Consider the following 17887-nt stretch of genomic DNA (forward strand, 5'->3'; position numbering starts at 1 on the left):
TTGAGCATCACCTTGAGGAGTATTAATCTTTCCGTATGAGATGGACCTCTGAAGTCTGTGGAAAATTGAGTGGAACCCGCTCAATTGTAACAAAGCTGGAATCTAAACCGAAACCTTTTTCTTCGGACAGACTCATTTTTTTGAGGTAACCATAGATGTCCATAATTACCTTTTCTATCCATGTCATTTGGTTGGTTTTGGAGAGTACTTTTTCCAAAACAACAAACTTAAAGTCACCTGGAATATTGTGTTTACGTAAGGTGTCGTATTGACTGGTAATATCAATTTCACCTTTTTTTACCATTTCCTCAACTACTTTTCTGAACAGCAGGCTGATGCGCTGTTCTTCTCTAAAGCCAAGTTTAAAATCAACCCGTATTAACTTACCCGGGATAAGCTGATCGATCGAATACTCTTTTGTATGTGGATGATCCATCACATCAACGTGGACTAGCCAATATACATCCGCACGCTTTGGTTTTTTATTAATAATTGAATAAATAATTTTAGCCTCTATCTCGGATTTGAAATTTGCACTTGTCAGATATACCAAATGTGATGCATATGGGGGAACCGATTTGTCCTCACTCAATTCGGAGATAATTGGGTAGTATTTATTGATATTGATGAAATTAACGAAACGATTTTTAATTTTTCGCGCCGTATACCAGCAATACATTGTTCCAAATAACGCAGTTGCAAGCATAAGGGTTAACCAACCACCATGGGCTATTTTGACACCATTTCCTATTAAGAAAGTTAGTTCAATAACAAAATAAGCGACCAAAAATACCGCAATAAGTACACGGTTGACTTTTTTCATGGCGAGGAAATATCCCATTAGGATCGTGGTCATCAATACCGTTAAGTTGATCGCAAGACCATAGGCTGCATCCATTCGGCTTGATTCTTCAAAAACCCAGATGACGATCATACAGCCGACCCATAAAATTAAATTGATGGATGGTACATACAACTGTCCTTTATGCTCGCTGGGGTAGCGGATAGCGACTTTAGGCCATATATTCAAACGTACTGCTTCCGAAATTAGGGTATAAGATCCGGATATCATGGCTTGGCTGGCGATGACCGCCGCAATCGTCGCGATAGCGATACCGTAACCGATAAACCAATCGGGCATGATTGAATAGAACGGATTTTCACCCCCTAGGACACGTCCTTCCTGTGTTAATAACCAGGCTCCTTGTCCGAAATAATTTAGTATAAGTGTGATTTTTACGTAGATCCAGCTGATGCGGATATTGTTTTTACCACAGTGTCCCATATCCGAATACAATGCTTCAGCTCCGGTAGTACATAGAAATACAGCTCCGATCAATAATAGCGAATGTGGATAGGTAATTAAAATATGGAAAGCATAGTAGGGGTTGATCGCTTTCATCACTTCCGGTGCGAGGTGTAGATGGGATAAACCAATAATACCGATGATAGAGAACCAGATGGTCATTAATGGACCGAAAACCTTTCCTACTACAGATGTTCCAAATCGTTGAATAATAAACAATAAGGAGATAATCGTAACTACAATAGGTACTGTAGGTAATCCTGGGAATTTGAGATCCAAACCTTCAATAGCCGAGGATATTGTGATGGCAGGGGTGATCATTCCGTCTGCTAATAAGGTCGCCGCACCAATCATCGCTGGAAAAATTAACCAAGGGGCACGCTTGCGTACCAATGAATAAAGGGATAGGATACCACCTTCACCTTTATTGTCCGCCCGGAGTGTGATCCAAACATACTTTACTGTTGTCTGGAGGGTCAGTGTCCAAAAAACACAGGATAGTCCGCCCAAAACTAAGTCTTTTTGAATGGCTCCTTGTCCCATGATTGCTTTGAAAACATACAATGGAGAAGTTCCGATATCTCCAAAAACGATTCCTAAACTGATCAATAATCCGGCGAAACTCACCTTATTGATACTGTTGTGATGACTGTTGTCTGCCATTTATCAATTATTTTATTTCAAAATATACTGCAAAAATATACTTTTTGCCTGTACTTTAAGTAGGTACATTTCCTGCGCCAAATTTTAGCATTTACTTTGACATGCGCAAGAGCTGTTAAAATTTGTTAAAAGAAACTTATAATGAATCTATTTGGTGAAAAACTTTTAAACAAAATACTAACTTTGTTGTTGATAATTCAAATAGTTAGCGTTATATTTGATTAAACCGTAACCAGTATTTGAAGTCTAATTTAACACTATGGGGAGAAATCTACTTAAAGCAGCTTGTTTAACACTTTTATCCGCACTGACATTGTGCAGCGGGGTGAGTCGGGTGTATGCAAAGTCTCCTTATGACCATACTATTTCGCAACATATTTGGGACGGCAGTGAGGCATTCGGGGAAGACAATAACATCAAGGACACAGAGAAACTTATCAATAATGTGAAGGTTTTCTATAATCCGATTGCGGAACAAATAAATCTTTCTTTCAAATTGGCAAAATCGTCAAGTGTCTCTATTAAAGTAATGGATGCATTGGGCAATGAGATTCTCCAGTTAATGAATGGCAACCTAGACTCAGGAATTCAAAATCTTTCCTTTGAGCATGGAGGAAAATTAACGACAGGGTTTTATTTTGTACGAGTAGTCGCTGGTTCAGAAACTGTGGTGAAAAGATTTTCTGTTCGATAAAGAGGTCTGTTCGATAAGAAGGTAAGATATAATGTAAGTTCATTCGTATACATAAAACAGCAAAGGGAATCATTTGATTCCCTTTGCTGTTTTATGTAAAGCTTCATTTGTTCATTCTAGTCTTGTTGTATTTCTTCGATCCACAGTCCATCATCTTGAATGATCTTGATCAATTCGTCTAAGGCATGTGCGGAACTTACATTTTTCTTAACGATCTGCTGACCTCTATATAGTGTCACCTTATCAGGTCCCGCCCCAACATAACCATAGTCAGCGTCCGCCATTTCTCCAGGGCCATTAACGATACAGCCCATGATACCAATTTTTAAGCCTTTTAAGTGATTGGTGCGGCTTCGGATCATCTGCGTGGTTTCTTGGAGATCAAATAAAGTTCTGCCACAACTTGGGCAGGAAATATATTCTGTCTTGGATATTCTGGATCGTGTTGCTTGTAGAATTCCGAAAGAAAGCGAAGCGATGTTCTCCAATGCTGTTGCCGGAGAGTCAATCCAAATTCCTGAACCCAAACCATCGATTAATAATGCTCCTAGATCTGTAGAGGCGTACAGCTGTATTTTTGAAATAGGTTCTTCGGGATTCATAAAATCACCAATGGGTCCTGAGAAATCTTCTTCCAAATAAGAACGTTTGATAATGACCGGATTATCGATACCGATTTCCTGTAGATTTCGAAAGAACTGTCTTTGATCTGCCATACCGTGCAAATAATCGGTTTCTACTATAAATACGACAGTTTTGTCAAGCTGTAAAGATTCAAACAGTGAGGTTAACAAATCTGAATTACAGATTTTGACCATATTCAGGACTTTATCCTTGTTGTCCGACTTTACGAATTCGTCTAAGGTAAAGAGGGGATGAATATTAGTTTGATCGGTAAGTTTTGACCAGGTGTTATAGTTATATACTTGCTTCAGATTTGCCGGCATAGTAAAGGATGGCAAATTGTCTGCGAGATAGACAAAGTCTACAGACTGCTCACCCATGTGGTATTTATCTAATAGGATATCATAGCGATAGCCAACTTTGGAAAGGATCTGAGCGTCTTTCAGATTTTCCTTAGAAATGTCGACCACAATTCGTGGTACCAAAGAACCACCGATGAAGGTATTTACTTCTTGGCTGGCATAAGGAATATGCGGCGTCTCTGGAGAGAGCTGAACAATCTCTTGTTTGGGTTGACTCTCGATGTTTGCCTTTCTTTTACTATATCTATTGACAAGTGCTATAGCGACTGGAGCTTCCCGTTCAGGCTCTTCGGTTAACGATACACGTACAGTATCACCCAGTCCATCTTCCAAAAGTGTTCCGATACCAACGGCAGATTTTACACGACCATCTTCACCGTCTCCAGCTTCGGTTACACCGAGATGTAGGGGATAGTTCATGTTTTCGGAAACCATTTTTTCGACCAGCAATCGGTAGGCTTTGACCATGACCTGTGGGTTGGATGATTTCATTGAGATACAGAGATTGTAGAAATTCAGATCTTCACACATCCGGATAAACTCCATGGCAGATTCGACCATTCCTTCGGGGGTGTCGCCGTAATGACTCATGATCCTGTCCGACAGTGAGCCGTGGTTGGTACCAATACGCATGGCGGTACCATTTTCTTTGCAGATATTTACGAGCGGAGTGAATTTTTGATAGATGCGCTCTAACTCACGCTTGTATTCAGCATCGGTATAAGATAGCTGATCAAACTTTTTCTTGTCTGCATAGTTACCAGGATTGACTCTTACTTTCTCGACGATACGAGCGGCAACCTCGGCAGCATTTGGTGTAAAATGAATATCAGCAACTAAAGGGACCTTATAGCCTCTTCTGCGAAGTTCACTTTTTATGTTAGCTAAATTTTGTGCTTCTTTAATACTAGGAGCGGTAATACGAACGTATTCGCAGCCCGCCTCAACCATTCGAATGGTCTGCTCAACCGAGCCCATCGTATCCATTGTATCTACTGTAGTCATACTTTGAATACGAATGGGATTATCGCCACCCATGGGAATATCACCGATCTGAATTTCCCTCGTTTTCCATCTCGAATAATCTACCTTGGAATTGCAATAGATTCCAGGTAATGTCAACATATTACTTGTGTCCATATCTAACACAAAGTTAGCTTTTCTTGGCTAAAAATTGGCTGTCAATTAATATCTTCTAATTTTTATTGACGCGATGCCACCGTTGATGTCGAAATCGAATTTTTGAGCAGCCGCGTCGTAATTTGTCGATTTTACTTCGCCTTCATTTTTTAGGAAATCGCCCTCATAATCTGTTGAGGATAATGCATTGTCGCTTGTAATGCGGCAGGCAGCATTTTTTGGGATGGAGATTTCAATAGAGGAGGCTCCGGCATCCATCGAAATTTTAGTTGTTGCTAGGGGCTGTCCTAATTTTAGCTTTAGGCTAGTCGCTCCAGCATCAATATCCAATGTTTCTATCTTGTAGGGTGAAAGATCCAACTTGGCATCAATTGCACCTACATCAAAATTCAGATTCCATAGGATGTTAGGGTTTAAAGCGATAAACGTATTGTTGTTTTTGCTGTTAAAATCCTTGTTTTTGAATTTTCCCTTTAGGTTGATATCTAATTTGTCCGCAGACTCTCCATGTACAGTTATGCCCAGTAAATATTCTTTTGATGTATTGAATGCCGAGAAGATTTCTGTCGTAGTGCTACTATCATTTCTTAATGAAGTGGCCCCCAAATCGAGGTTTAAGGTAGCGCTATGGATTTTATCGTCCAACGGTACATTGAGTTTTTCTGTTGTATAATTTGTTTTGTCGTTAGGGTCGTCGATATTGATGTTGACACCTTTGCTTTTCAATAATTGTGTTAAAATCGGCTCTTTTGGTGTCGACAGCCCTATATAAGTCAAAAAACCTAAAATCACTACGGTAGAACCAATGGCGACAAACTGTCCAATCTGTTGGTCTTTGGGTACCAGCATACGAATTCCAGCAAGGACAATAAACAGCGGCCAGTATCTAAAAATACCTACCCAGTTGAAAGAAATCGTGTTGAGCTGTGATAATAATAAGACAACTCCTATAAAGAGAATGGTGATACCAGTTGTTATTCTTCGTGTATTCATAACTAATTCCGTTTGTTAATATGTCTCAAAAGTAAGTCGCTTTGAGAGATACCGTATGAATGTTTAGGCTATTATACATAAAAAATCGGTAAATGTGACTAATTGATCGGTAAGTAATTTCGTTTTTCGTATACTTTTTGGGTTTTTGCTTGTTTATATATTTGCTGGAATTAATTACCTTTAATGGATTGCTTGGTTTAGTATAGCCGTAAAATTGGCGTAATACATTGAAATTAAATAGATAATATGATCTTTCATCACATTGGTGCATATCTCATACTCCTGAAATCAGTTTTTAAAAGACCGGAGAAAGGTCGAATTTATTGGAAGGAAACCGTATTGGCAATGACCGATATTGGTATAGGATCTTTGGGGCTTATCGTCATTATTTCCACCTTCATTGGAGCTGTTATGACCATGCAAATTGCCTTTCAGATGGTTTCCGACTTGATCCCAAATTCTATTATAGGTTCGATCAACCGGGATTCAAATATTTTGGAATTGGGACCAACGATCTCGGGACTAGTCTTAATGGGAAAAATTGGGTCTTCTATATCTTCACAGATCGGATCCATGCGTGTTACAGAGCAAATTGATGCCTTGGAAATTATGGGGATCAATGCCCCTGGTTATTTGATATTACCCAAAATATTGGCGGGTATTACCATGATTCCGATGTTGGTTATTATTTCCATCGTATGCGCCTTAGTGGGCGGTCTGTTGGGCGGGTCACTTTCGGGTGCTGTGACACAGGCGGATTATATTTTAGGAATTCAAGATGGCTTCAACGGTTTCACGGTGACAGTTGCCCTTGTTAAAGCTGTTGTGTTTGGGTTTATTATTACCTCGATATCAGCTTATAAAGGGTATAATGTAAAGGGAGGAGCTTTGGAAGTTGGGCAAGCTAGCACAGAAGCAGTTGTAGTTGGCTGTATAACTATTCTTGCAGCGGATTATGTGATAACCGCATTAATGCTTTAAAAAGATTTTATGATTCAAATCGAAGATATTAACAAGTCATTTGGAGACAATCACGTTCTGAAGGGTATCAGTGCAAATTTCGAACCTGGAAGAGTGAGTTTGATTATCGGAGGGTCGGGTTCCGGAAAGAGTACTTTATTGAAATGTATTGTGGGCCTGCATCAACCGGAAAAAGGAAAAGTGATTTTTGATGGCAAGGATTTTACTCGGATGAATTTTGAAGAGCGTGTTCCTATTCGAAAAGAAATAGGCATGCTTTTTCAAAATTCAGCGCTGTTTGATTCGATGACGGTCGAACAAAATATCATGTTTTCGTTGGACATGTTTACGGATATGTCCAAAGCGGAGAAATTGGATCGGGCAAATCATTGTCTGGAACAGGTTAATCTGGAGGGAAGAAATAAATTGTTTCCTGCGGAGCTTTCGGGGGGGATGAAGAAGCGGGTTGGAATTGCACGCGCAATTAGTATGAACCCCAAATACCTTTTTTGTGATGAGCCCAATTCGGGATTAGATCCGGAGACTTCGATTGTTATTGATGAATTGGTGCTAAAAATTACACAAGAATTGAAATGTACAACAGTCGTTGTTACACATGATATGAATTCTGTGATGGGAATCGGTGAGTATATTTTGTTTCTCTATAAGGGACAAAAATTCTGGGAAGGTTCCAATAAGGATATGATGCGATCGGATGTGGAAGAATTGAACAACTTTGTTTTTGCAAGCCCATTAATGAAAAGTGCTAAGGCTTCTATGGGGCAATAACACGTGAGAAGAAGGCTTTATTGCGCTTAATTTTATGTGTTTGATCGGCGTTAGCATCGTGCAGATTTCTTTTATATTGAAATTTAGCTTAGTTTTGTCGGAAAATTTTGATTTTGGCAGCAACAAATATACAACTATTGACCCCACAGCATTGGAAGGACTATGAACTCATTGATTGTGGTGATTTTGAAAAACTGGAACGTTTTGGTGATTTAGTTTTAATCAGACCAGAACCTCAGGCTGTATGGCCTAAGGCATTGGGTGATGCAGAGTGGAACAAACGTTATCATATCAAATTCAAAGGTCGTTCGGCTACTTCTGGAGAATGGTTGAAGAAAAATCCAAAGGTCCAAGACCGTTGGCACGTCGAATATAAAAATGAGGATGTGGCCATCAAATTTAGATTGGGCTTGACATCTTTTAAACACGTCGGGATTTTTCCGGAACAGGCTGTAAATTGGGACTATATTTCGGAATCTGTTCGCTCATTTAAGACGGAGAAACCGAAGGTTCTAAATCTTTTTGCATACACTGGTGGAGCATCTTTAATAGCAAAGGCTGCAGGTGCGGATACAACTCACGTCGATTCGATTAAACAGGTTGTTACCTGGGCTAATGAAAATATGGAAATTTCCAATTTGGATAACATTCGTTGGGTGGTTGAAGATGCTTTGAAGTTTGTAAAGCGTGAGCTGAAAAGAGGCAATACGTATAATGGGATTATTTTGGATCCACCGGCATACGGACATGGGCCGAAAGGAGAGAAATGGAAATTGGAAGATCACATTATGGAAATGATGACTGAGGTCGTTCAACTATTGGATCCTAAAGAACATTTCTTGATTTTGAATACGTATTCATTAGGGTTTTCTTCTGTTATTGTTGAAAATTTAATTAAGACGGCTTTTCCAAAAGTGGAAAACTTAGAAATAGGCGAGTTGTTTTTACAAGCAACTGCAGGACCAAAACTTCCACTTGGCGTATTTGGTAAATTCCGCAAAATAGCGAAGTAAGACTTGTCAAAAGATTCCTGATAATAACACGGGGCGCTTGTTTAAGCGCCCTGTGTTTGTTTAAAGTTATATTAGGGGGTTACATATGGATGTCTTTTAAACGTAGTGATGCCAGTTCAAGCTGTCTAGGTATCGCTGTGCTGATGTTGTGTGGAATAAGTGATAAGTGCTGGGTAAGTTCGTTGTAATAAGCTATTCCAGCTTGTAATTGTGCTTTGAATTTGGCTACATATTTTATTTTTTTATCGTTCATGATATTTTTATTGTCTGTGACATATTTTTGAATATGATCGATATAAAGGTTGAGTTCGTTGATCATAACAAAAGGTCTGTTTTCATTTTCAAAAACTGATATACGGCCATAGATGTGATCGATCATTTCCCGCAAAGAATATTGTTTTTTGAACCAGACAAGATTTGGACCTGGGCAGATAGATACAGCGGTCTGTTCTTTGCTCTTCTGGATATTGTACTTGAGATAGGCGGGTGCTGCGAGCCCTTCACAAAGACAGGTTTTCTCTGTAATGGCGTCAAAGGCTTTATCGTATTCCGCAACGGACAGGTTTTGTTTTTGTAGTTCCTGGATCTTTTGATGTTGATATACGCGTGATGCGGTGCAGATCGGTTTATCACTAAACTCTGTGTTCGAAATAAGGTATTCTTTTTTACAAGGGCTACCGGGGCGCCCTTTTTTTATACGTTCCAATCGTAGGTGCTCCGCGCCACTTTGTCTGAAATTGTTAAAGGGAATTCCCAAGGGAGATGCTCCGCTACAGTAGAAGTCTTCTTGCTTGGCAGTTTCCAATGCTTTTAAGGTTTCTTGATCTACCGTGGTTGCTTCGGGAACCATCAGGAATGGGGAGCCCCATCCTACGGCATCGAATCCATAGTAGTCTAACAAGAACTGATGTTCTGAAGCAGTTCCCACACCTCCTTGAACTGTATATTTGATGATGGGGGGAGTTGTTAATGAGCGCTCTTGGGAAGTCCAATATTCGTGGTATATCTCGAAAAGTTCGGTTTTCAAACTTTCTTTTTTCTCTTTAAACTCTTGAAGGATTGGCCCTAGAAGAAAACCATCGGTTGCGAAAGCATGACCACCACAGTTCAAACCGGATTCTATTCTGAATTCAGACACCCATACACCGCGCTTAGCGAGATATTTTGCCTGGATGAGCGCCGATCGAAAGTCACTTACTTTCAAAACGATCTTTTTGTCAAATAGGCCTTCACTATTGGGGAAGAAACCCGGTAATTCAGCGAGGTAAGCATATAGGTGTGGATTCATCCCTGCGGAAAGAATAAGAGAGGAATGCAGTGTTGAATTTGCAAAACCACGTAAGGCTGCTGAAGCATCAGAATAACGCTGATCCAATAGGTTACTATCCTGGTAATTCATTTTATCTACTTTAGACATAATGTTAACATCGATGTCTCCCGCTTTGAGGTAATTGATCAATAGATCTTGCAGCTCGGTTTTAATCGCGCGATTGCTTTCAATTTCCATCGCATGATAAATTGGTTTTGAAGGGTGTGAATCGGGTAGAAGCTGAAAATATTTGGTAAGTTCGGAATTTTCGGTAAAGGGTTGACGCTTTAAGGCCTCGATTTGTCTATTGACCACAAACTGTACAAGATTGAGATAGGCCGTAATTCTCTTTGCTCGGTAATCGTCTTCTGTTTTAGCGATCGGACGATAGGAGATTTGATATTGTCCGCAGTAATAGCGGCGCATGCGCTCGATTAGTTCATCGTCAACAATAGACATTACGGAGGAGATGCCGTATTGTGCGACCTTAAGTGCGGAGTCGATGGAGAAAGCTAAGCCTAATACGGGGATATGAAAAGTATGCGTCATTCTTAAATATTTCTTTTACGAAATAATGGAGAATAACGCTGAAAAAAAGTAATGATTGTTTTATCGGGAAATGATTGTAATCACTATTCGAATACAATTGTCTTGTAATCGTTGCGCATCACACGATCTTCGCTAAGCAGACGAATTGCTCGGCTCAAAACAGCCTTTTCTATTTCTTTTCCGGCAGTTACCATATCTTTTACAGTATAGGTGTGGTTGACATGTCGTATATCCTGTACGATGATGGGACCTTCATCGAGCTGGTCGGTCACGAAATGCGCTGTGGCGCCTATGATCTTAACGCCTCTTGCATGGGCCTGCTTGTACGGATTGGCGCCAATAAAAGCGGGGAGAAATGAATGGTGTATGTTGACCAGTTTATTTTCAAAGGTACTGACAAACTGAGAAGACAAGATCCGCATGAACTTCGCCAAAATAATATAATCGAAATTATAGTTTTGGATTTGTGCGATCAGTTGTTTTTCGAATGTTTCCTTTGTCAGGTTTTCATGTGAGATACAATGAAATGGAATATCAAACTTTTCCGTAAAGGAGCGTAGTGATTCATAATTACCAATTACGGCCTGCACTTCTGCTCCCCATGTTTCGAAGTGTTGTCGTACCAGGATATCGGCAAGGCAGTGATGCTCTTTGGTCACGAGGACGACGATTTTTTTACGATTATTGGGGTTTATCTGTATTTGAGCGGATGGAGGAAGTACTTCGGCAAGGGAATCGGAAAGCTGTTTCTGCTCTGGCACGAGACCGTTACACACGACACGCACGAAGAATTTGTTGGCTTCTTCATCCACATATTCACGCATGGTGACAATATTGAGTTGAAATTTTGCTAGCGTATTAGAAATGTTGGCGACCAATCCAACGGCATCTTGACATTGGATCAGAATTAAGGTTTGGTTGTGCATGAAAGGTGGTTGTAGGTTGCTAAAAAAGCGGGTTATTTTAACCCGCTTTTTTTGTTAGTTCTTCTTCAAGGTCAACTTCAACACGTAGATTTTCGACAATATGCTTTTGTCGGTCTGGTGTGTTTTTGCCCATGTAATATTCTAATAACTGTTGAATTTTATTGTCTTTGGACAAGATAACCGGGTCAAGACGGATATCTTTTCCGATAAATAATCCAAATTCGGAAGGTGATATCTCACCTAAACCTTTGAATCGAGTAATTTCAGGTTTAGCGCCTAATTTTGCGATTGCTTTTTGTCGTTCTTCATCGGAATAGCAATAGATCGTTTCCTTTTTGTTGCGGACTCGGAAAAGTGGTGTCTGTAAGATGGAAACATGGCCAGCTTTGACAAGGTCTGGGAAAAACTGCAAGAAAAATGTCAATAACAACAGACGGATGTGCATTCCATCGACGTCGGCATCGGTAGCGATTACGATATTGTTGTAGCGTAATCCATCGAGACCGTCTTCAATATTAAGTGCATGTTGTAAGAGGTTAAATTCTTCGTTTTCATAAACAATCTTTTTGGACATACCGTAGGAGTTTAACGGTTTTCCTTTTAAACTGAAAACTGCCTGAGTCTGCACATCCCGCGATTTGGTAATTGAACCAGACGCAGAATCCCCTTCAGTGATAAACAAAGTTGTTTCTTGGTTACGTTCATTTTTATCGCTGAAGTGCACTTTACAGTCACGTAGTTTACGATTATGCAAAGAGGCTTTCTTCGCTCTTTCGTTGGCGAGTTTTTTGATACCGGCGATATCCTTACGTTCACGTTCAGATTGTAGAATACGTTTTTGAAGAGCATCTGCCGTAGCCGGATTTTTATGCAGGTAATCATCCAATGCTTTTTTGATAAAGTCACTAATGAACCCTCTTACTGTAGGACCTTCTGGACCGACACTCTGCGAGCCTAATTTAGTCTTGGTTTGAGACTCAAAAACAGGTTCTTGTACTTTGATAGCGATAGCACCAATGATCGAGGAACGAATATCCGATGCGTCAAATTCTTTTTTGTAGAACTCGCGAATTGTTTTGACAAGTGCTTCACGGAAGGCTGCCTGGTGTGTTCCACCTTGCGTGGTATGCTGACCGTTGACAAAAGAATAGTATTCTTCTCCGTACTGTTGACCATGTGTCATGGCAATTTCAATATCTTCACCACGGAGGTGAATGATCGGGTAGCGCATGGACTCGGCATCGATATTCCGTTCCAATAGATCTTTTAGACCATGCTCGGAAATAAATTTCTGATTATTGAAATTAATGGTAAGACCAGAATTTAAGAAGACATAATTCCAGATCATGTTTTCTACAAATTCAAGTCTATATTTATAATTTCGGAAAATCGAATCGTCCGGATAAAATGTTACTGCTGTCCCATTTCGTTGCGTGGTATCTTTTTGTTCATCGTTGATTAATTCTCCGTTAGAGAATTGGGCGATGCGCGTTATATTTTGACGATATGACTGTACGGTAAACTGACTGGACAAAGCATTTACGGCTTTTGTACCGACACCATTTAAACCAACTGACTTTTGGAAAGCCTTACTATCATATTTACCACCTGTATTGATTTTAGAAACAACATCAACCACAGAACCAATTGGAATACCACGTCCATAATCGCGTACGGAAACTTTATTTTCGTTTACCGTGATATCAATAATTTTACCAGCGCCCATAACAAACTCATCAATCGAGTTGTCAACGACCTCTTTCAATAAAACATAGATACCATCATCATAGGCCGAACCGTCCCCCAATTTTCCAATGTACATTCCCGGACGAAGGCGAATATGCTCTTTCCAATCCAGGGACCTAATGCTGTCTTCGTTATATGTACTCATAAATTAATGTAGAACTTAGCTAACAAAAGTAAAAAAAATAAACTACGATAAGTATTTAAAAGGCTAAATTTTTTAGATATCGATAGTTTGCGTGCTGCTGGAGAAAATTGCTGGTTTGCTGGGAAATGTTTACATTTAGTGTAAGTAATTGTAACGAGAATAATTTATGGGATTATTTGATAAAATCAGGAATGAGTTTGTCGACATTATCGAATGGGTCGATAATAGCACAGATACGATTGTGTGGAAGTTTCCACGGTATCAGAATGAAATAAAAATGGGTGCGCAGTTGACTGTGCGGGAAGGGCAGGCTGCGGTATTTTTAAATGAAGGTGTGGTTGCAGATGTCTTTCAGCCTGGTCGCTATGAATTGACAACACAGAATATGCCGATCATGACAACCATCAGAGGCTGGAAATATGGGTTCAATAGTCCATTCAAAGCCGATGTCTATTTTGTCAACCTTCGACAATTTGTCAATCAGAAATGGGGAACCAAAAATCCGATTATGCTGCGGGATCCTGAATTTGGACCAATTCGACTTCGGGCTTTCGGTAATTTCTCCTTTCAGGTGAAGGACGTTACTGTTTTTATGAAACAGCTGGTTGCGACGACGCCTGTTTTTACTGTTGAAGATATCATAGAGCAGCTTCGAAATATTGCGGTATCGCGTGGGATGGATGCTATTGCTGAGTCGAAGATACCAGCCTTAGACCTAGCATCCAACTACGATGAAGTTTCGGCCTTGATACAACAAAAAATTGGGGTTGATTTTGATGAGTTGGGTTTGAGCTTAACGAAATTCTTAATCGAAAATATTTCATTCCCAGAAGAGGTGGAAAAAGCCCTTGATAAGCGAAGCAGTATGGGGGTCGTTGGTAATCTAGGGGCATATGCCCAATTTCAAGCAGCTAATTCCATGGAGAAAGCTGCTGAGAATCCCAATAGTGGGGGGATCGTAGGTGCTGGATTTGGCGCCGGACTGGGGGCGGGAATGGTTGGTCAAATGGGCAATGTATTTCAGCAAAACAGCTTTGATGGGAATAATCCTGCCGGTACGGGCTCAGCTGCTGTGGCTTCGTCTGCCGGGGCAGTTGGACCGCCTCCATTGCCAAAAACGGCAGCTTATTACCTGGCCATTAAAGGTAAACAGGAAGGGCCATTTGATCCGGAACAGCTACGCGGTCTAGTAAAAGAGGGGACGATGACACTTGCCACCTTGGTTTGGAAAGAGGGACTTGAAAACTGGATTGAGGCTGAAAAGGTAGGCGAATTAAAGGATCTGTTTTCGCAGAACCCGCCACCGATACCAGGAGTTTAGGATAAAACGCACGACCGAGTTTTATGAGTTTTGAAGAAAAAACCTCCGAAATAGAGCAGGGGTTAAAATGCCAGGGCTGTGGTGCTATCTTGACTTATCAGCCTGGTACTTCCTATTTAGAATGTTCTTATTGTGGAACTAGAAATGAAATAGCGGACCCGATAGCGGAAAATGGGCATATTGAATCAACAGATTATAAAGTCTTTGGACAAGCAATGGAAGGAGTCGCCGATGAGCGCTATAGCTATTTGGCTGAAGTTGTGCATTGCAGTAACTGTGGTGCAAACTCGCGCTTGAATCCTCATGTTACAGCAGATTTATGTGCTTTTTGTGCTTCACCTTTGGTAATTGACCATCAGCAAAAGCGTATTGTGAAGCCACATGGTCTTGTTCCCTTTTCCGTTGATTACAAAAATGCTTTTGGGCTATTGACACAATGGGCCGGTAAGATATGGTTCGCTCCGAATGACTTTAAGCGAATTTTTAATTCAAGAAATGATCGTTTAAAAGGCGTGTATATACCATTTTGGTCCTATGATGCAGATGTACATTCTGATTACGTCGGGTCACGTGGAGAGTATTATTATGTGACGCGTACAAGACGCAATTCGGATGGTGAGACGGAAGAATACGAAGAAAGACGAACAAATTGGTATCCAGCTTCAGGTAGTATCTATAGTCAATTTAAGGATATTGTCATTTCGGGATCAACATCTCTTCCCGAAAAGTTCTCTGATAAAATCGGACCTTGGAATTTGGGCTATCTAAAACCTTTCAATGAGCAATATTTAAGTGGCTTTATCGCTGAAACTTTTAGTGTGGATCATGTAAAAGCGGCGGAAACTGCCCGGACTGTTATGGATCGGGAAATCGAACGTCAGGTTGAGAATGACATCGGTGGTGATACGCAGGATATTGATTCCATTGATAGCGATTTTAAATCCATTAAATTGAAGTATATTCTTTTGCCTGTGTGGTTATCTGCTTATCAGTACAAAGGAAAGAGTTATCAGATCATGGTCAATGCATTTAACGGTAAAGTTTATGGACAAAGACCTTATAGCTTTTGGAAAATAGCTTTTTTGGTGTTGGCAATCATTATTATTTTGTATCTATTGAGTTTTATGGGATAACAAAAAAGGTTATAAAAAAAGCGCTGTTCTCAATAAAAGAGAACAGCGCTTTTTTTATGTTAATCGTCTTGACTATTTGTTTAATGAAAGTAGGAATCCGATCGTGAAATTGGCATCCCAATCAAATACGAAGGTGTCGCAATTGGTTGCATCTTTAATTGCTTTATAGATGTTGACACCGCTCTTTGTTTTCACTTTATCTGTTTTGTAAGATGCTGGATCGTTCAAAACCGTAAAACGCTCTTCACCTTGGCGTGTTTGCGATGCTAATTCAAAAGGAACCCCGCCTATAATAAAACAAACTTCTCTTTTATTTGCTGGAATTTTTTCGCCTAATTTTTTTATTTCTGTATAGACCGCATCATCTTTGAGGTCTTTTTCATAATATTTCGCACCAGGTGCTTCTACCGATTTTGTGTCACCGTCGATCCAGGAGATTTTGGTGTTACCGGAGCCAATATCAACAACAAATGAATTGTCTTCGTAAGCTTTCGGAAGAACCGATTTTAACGCTAATTTTCCTTCCTGCTCTGCTGTAACCAGGTTGACCACAAAGCCCATTTTTCTAAGTTCAGCACTGATAACTGAAGTTTTAGGTTCTTTTTGAGCTCCGGAGCTAATAACGAAATGTATGTTTTTGGATTTGACGCCTTTGTCGAGCATCATGCCTATATAATCTTTTAATCCTTTACGGATGTCTTCCGTATTTGCCAATCCTTCGTATGCAAATGACTTTCCAAAGTCTTTGGAAATGATCTCCCAGCGATTTTCTTTGTCCATATTGACGACAAAGGAATTGAAACCCGAAGCGCCCACTTCAACGACGCCCTTGTATTCGCCGTCGACTGGTTTTTCGGGTTGATAGTTGAATGAACGAGTCGTTTCTGAGCCTGATGAAGGTGCGACCGCATGACCATTATTGCTTGTTGAATCTGTTGTTTGGACTGTCGAATTAGCATCAAATTTGCCCGATTGAATGGCCCAATAACCGATTGCGAGAATAGGTAAGGCGATGATAATTGCTTTGATTGGCCATCTTAATCTTGCCCATGTTGATTTTTCTTCCATGATGTTCGTATAATAAGTTTGATTTTAGTTAAATATTAATCGAGTAATGTAAATCCTTTATCTACTTTTTCTTCGGGTTTGAGTTCATAGCTAGCATCTGCCATTTGCGTTACGTTTAATACATTTAGATTACGTTCGTCAACTTTGCGGATAAACTCTTCCAGTTCACCTTGAGTAGGCGTGCCACCCACGGTGATGTTGTTGTTTTGATCCAAGAAATCAAGATTCGATCGGATAGAGGCAATATTTTGACTGATGGCACCTGTTGCTGCATTCATGGCCTCCTGAAATGCCCAGCCATCTTTAATATTGAAAACATCGGCTAGGCCATCGGTGGCATTTTTCATCTTTTGAGTGGCTTCTAGCTTCTTGGAAATGATGGAAATGCTGCTATCCAAGGTGCTGACATAGATACGCGCTGCGCTTTCATTATCTTTTAGGACTTCCAATACTTTTGCAAATTGATTGGCATATTGGACATAACTGCGCGCATTTTGCTCTTCAGATTCACCTTCTTTTCCCAATAGAAATGCTTTGGTACGTGTTTCTTTGGCATCTCTTGCATAAGCATTTGCCTTCTCTGCATTATTTTTGCTCGTTTCCTCTTTTGATTTCTCGTCGAGATTAGCCGCTTCAGCGGTGAAACGTTTCGCATAGGTGTACTTCTCTTCGGCTGTTTTTTGAGCAGTTTCACCGCTTTGAATCATGTCGATGCGGACACCGTCTACATTGCTGATTTTTTCCTTCACACGTTTCAGGGTGTCTTTTGCATCTCTTGATAACAGTTGTAAGGTTTCGATAGGGTTATTTCTAATGATGGATTTTTCACCTTTAAAAAGTAGGACGGTTCCCAATCGGTGCAATAGCGCAATGATCTTTGGAGCTAGCAATAATAAGGTAATCAGGATTATACTGAATATCACAAAAAGTATACTTTTTCCGGCATATTCCAACATAATCGGTAAGTACTTGAAAAAAGCAAAGGCTCCACCAAGTAAAAGTGCCCAAAAGAAGATCGACGAAGCTGTCTTCTTCGCTTCTGGTGATTTTAATTGTGCAGGCAAATGATCGCCCAGTACTTGAAATATCGGAAGTTGCGTCTTTATCTCAGCGGGAATATTAACATACTGATCTTTTCTTTCCATT

The 17887-nt window shown here is 40.2% G+C and carries 14 protein-coding genes; 6 read left to right on the plus strand and 8 right to left on the minus strand.

Annotated features, from left to right (window positions below):
* Window positions 1–22 precede the first annotated feature (22 nt).
* Window positions 23–1969 carry a KUP/HAK/KT family potassium transporter gene (locus M2419_RS19835; RefSeq protein ID WP_153847286.1) on the minus strand — a complete coding sequence of 649 codons (1947 nt, stop codon included), beginning with the start codon at window positions 1967–1969 and terminating at the stop codon, window positions 23–25.
* A 259-nt stretch (window positions 1970–2228) separates the two neighbouring features.
* Here M2419_RS19835 and M2419_RS19840 point away from each other — a divergent pair, with 259 nt between their 5' ends.
* Window positions 2229–2663, plus strand: coding sequence for a T9SS type A sorting domain-containing protein (locus M2419_RS19840; protein ID WP_153847285.1), 435 nt, complete (start codon window positions 2229–2231; stop codon window positions 2661–2663).
* 116 nt (window positions 2664–2779) lie between these two features.
* On the opposite strand, the gene ispG is transcribed toward M2419_RS19840, so the two are convergent.
* On the minus strand, window positions 2780–4789 hold the full coding sequence (gene ispG, locus M2419_RS19845; protein WP_182330771.1) for a (E)-4-hydroxy-3-methylbut-2-enyl-diphosphate synthase: 2010 nt from the start codon (window positions 4787–4789) through the stop codon (window positions 2780–2782).
* A 45-nt stretch (window positions 4790–4834) separates the two neighbouring features.
* Entirely contained in the window at window positions 4835–5782 is a 948-nt protein-coding gene (locus M2419_RS19850; protein ID WP_182330772.1) for a LiaI-LiaF-like domain-containing protein, read from the minus strand.
* A 246-nt stretch (window positions 5783–6028) separates the two neighbouring features.
* Here M2419_RS19850 and M2419_RS19855 point away from each other — a divergent pair, with 246 nt between their 5' ends.
* From M2419_RS19855 to M2419_RS19865, 3 genes are all read left to right on the plus strand, one after another.
* Complete coding sequence (locus M2419_RS19855) at window positions 6029–6763, plus strand: ABC transporter permease (RefSeq protein WP_046671950.1); 735 nt, start codon at window positions 6029–6031, stop codon at window positions 6761–6763.
* Between the two features lie 9 nt (window positions 6764–6772).
* Complete coding sequence (locus M2419_RS19860; RefSeq protein ID WP_088162946.1) at window positions 6773–7531, plus strand: ABC transporter ATP-binding protein; 759 nt, start codon at window positions 6773–6775, stop codon at window positions 7529–7531.
* Window positions 7532–7638: 107 nt separating this feature from the next.
* Window positions 7639–8544 carry a class I SAM-dependent methyltransferase gene (locus tag M2419_RS19865; protein ID WP_153847282.1) on the plus strand — a complete coding sequence of 302 codons (906 nt, stop codon included), beginning with the start codon at window positions 7639–7641 and terminating at the stop codon, window positions 8542–8544.
* Between the two features lie 79 nt (window positions 8545–8623).
* Here M2419_RS19865 and M2419_RS19870 read toward each other — a convergent pair whose 3' ends face one another.
* From M2419_RS19870 to M2419_RS19880, 3 genes are all read right to left on the minus strand, one after another.
* Complete coding sequence (locus M2419_RS19870) at window positions 8624–10402, minus strand: hypothetical protein (protein WP_182330773.1); 1779 nt, start codon at window positions 10400–10402, stop codon at window positions 8624–8626.
* Window positions 10403–10485: 83 nt separating this feature from the next.
* Window positions 10486–11328, minus strand: a complete 843-nt coding sequence (gene purU / locus M2419_RS19875) for a formyltetrahydrofolate deformylase (RefSeq protein WP_153847280.1) — start codon at window positions 11326–11328, stop codon at window positions 10486–10488.
* Window positions 11329–11365: 37 nt separating this feature from the next.
* Window positions 11366–13219, minus strand: coding sequence for a DNA topoisomerase IV subunit B (locus M2419_RS19880; protein ID WP_120333218.1), 1854 nt, complete (start codon window positions 13217–13219; stop codon window positions 11366–11368).
* 166 nt (window positions 13220–13385) lie between these two features.
* Here M2419_RS19880 and M2419_RS19885 point away from each other — a divergent pair, with 166 nt between their 5' ends.
* Both M2419_RS19885 and M2419_RS19890 read left to right on the plus strand, forming a co-directional pair.
* Window positions 13386–14540 (plus strand): SPFH domain-containing protein, encoded by a 1155-nt coding sequence (locus tag M2419_RS19885; RefSeq protein ID WP_159731107.1) that lies wholly within the window; start codon window positions 13386–13388, stop codon window positions 14538–14540.
* Between the two features lie 23 nt (window positions 14541–14563).
* Entirely contained in the window at window positions 14564–15673 is a 1110-nt protein-coding gene (locus M2419_RS19890) for a zinc finger domain-containing protein (RefSeq protein WP_153847278.1), read from the plus strand.
* A 72-nt stretch (window positions 15674–15745) separates the two neighbouring features.
* Here M2419_RS19890 and M2419_RS19895 read toward each other — a convergent pair whose 3' ends face one another.
* Both M2419_RS19895 and M2419_RS19900 read right to left on the minus strand, forming a co-directional pair.
* On the minus strand, window positions 15746–16741 hold the full coding sequence (locus M2419_RS19895; protein WP_182330774.1) for a hypothetical protein: 996 nt from the start codon (window positions 16739–16741) through the stop codon (window positions 15746–15748).
* Between the two features lie 35 nt (window positions 16742–16776).
* Window positions 16777–17886, minus strand: coding sequence for a hypothetical protein (locus M2419_RS19900; RefSeq protein WP_088162938.1), 1110 nt, complete (start codon window positions 17884–17886; stop codon window positions 16777–16779).
* Window position 17887 lies beyond the last annotated feature (1 nt).

It is taken from the genome of Sphingobacterium sp. BIGb0116, from assembly GCF_024808035.1.
Taxonomy (GTDB): domain Bacteria; phylum Bacteroidota; class Bacteroidia; order Sphingobacteriales; family Sphingobacteriaceae; genus Sphingobacterium; species Sphingobacterium paramultivorum.

Bases quoted from the DNA above. Each gene is read 5' to 3' on its own strand.
- M2419_RS19885 (WP_159731107.1), top strand. From the start codon at position 13,386: ATGGGATTATTTGATAAAATCAGGAATGAGTTTGTCGACATTATCGAA.
- M2419_RS19860 (WP_088162946.1), top strand. From the start codon at position 6,773: ATGATTCAAATCGAAGATATTAACAAGTCATTTGGAGACAATCACGTT.
- M2419_RS19895 (WP_182330774.1), bottom strand. From the start codon at position 16,741: ATGGAAGAAAAATCAACATGGGCAAGATTAAGATGGCCAATCAAAGCA.
- ispG (WP_182330771.1), bottom strand. From the start codon at position 4,789: ATGGACACAAGTAATATGTTGACATTACCTGGAATCTATTGCAATTCC.
- purU (WP_153847280.1), bottom strand. From the start codon at position 11,328: ATGCACAACCAAACCTTAATTCTGATCCAATGTCAAGATGCCGTTGGA.
- M2419_RS19855 (WP_046671950.1), top strand. From the start codon at position 6,029: ATGATCTTTCATCACATTGGTGCATATCTCATACTCCTGAAATCAGTT.
- M2419_RS19840 (WP_153847285.1), top strand. From the start codon at position 2,229: ATGGGGAGAAATCTACTTAAAGCAGCTTGTTTAACACTTTTATCCGCA.
- M2419_RS19870 (WP_182330773.1), bottom strand. From the start codon at position 10,402: ATGACGCATACTTTTCATATCCCCGTATTAGGCTTAGCTTTCTCCATC.
- M2419_RS19900 (WP_088162938.1), bottom strand. From the start codon at position 17,886: ATGGAAAGAAAAGATCAGTATGTTAATATTCCCGCTGAGATAAAGACG.
- M2419_RS19835 (WP_153847286.1), bottom strand. From the start codon at position 1,969: ATGGCAGACAACAGTCATCACAACAGTATCAATAAGGTGAGTTTCGCC.
- M2419_RS19850 (WP_182330772.1), bottom strand. From the start codon at position 5,782: ATGAATACACGAAGAATAACAACTGGTATCACCATTCTCTTTATAGGA.
- M2419_RS19890 (WP_153847278.1), top strand. From the start codon at position 14,564: ATGAGTTTTGAAGAAAAAACCTCCGAAATAGAGCAGGGGTTAAAATGC.
- M2419_RS19880 (WP_120333218.1), bottom strand. From the start codon at position 13,219: ATGAGTACATATAACGAAGACAGCATTAGGTCCCTGGATTGGAAAGAG.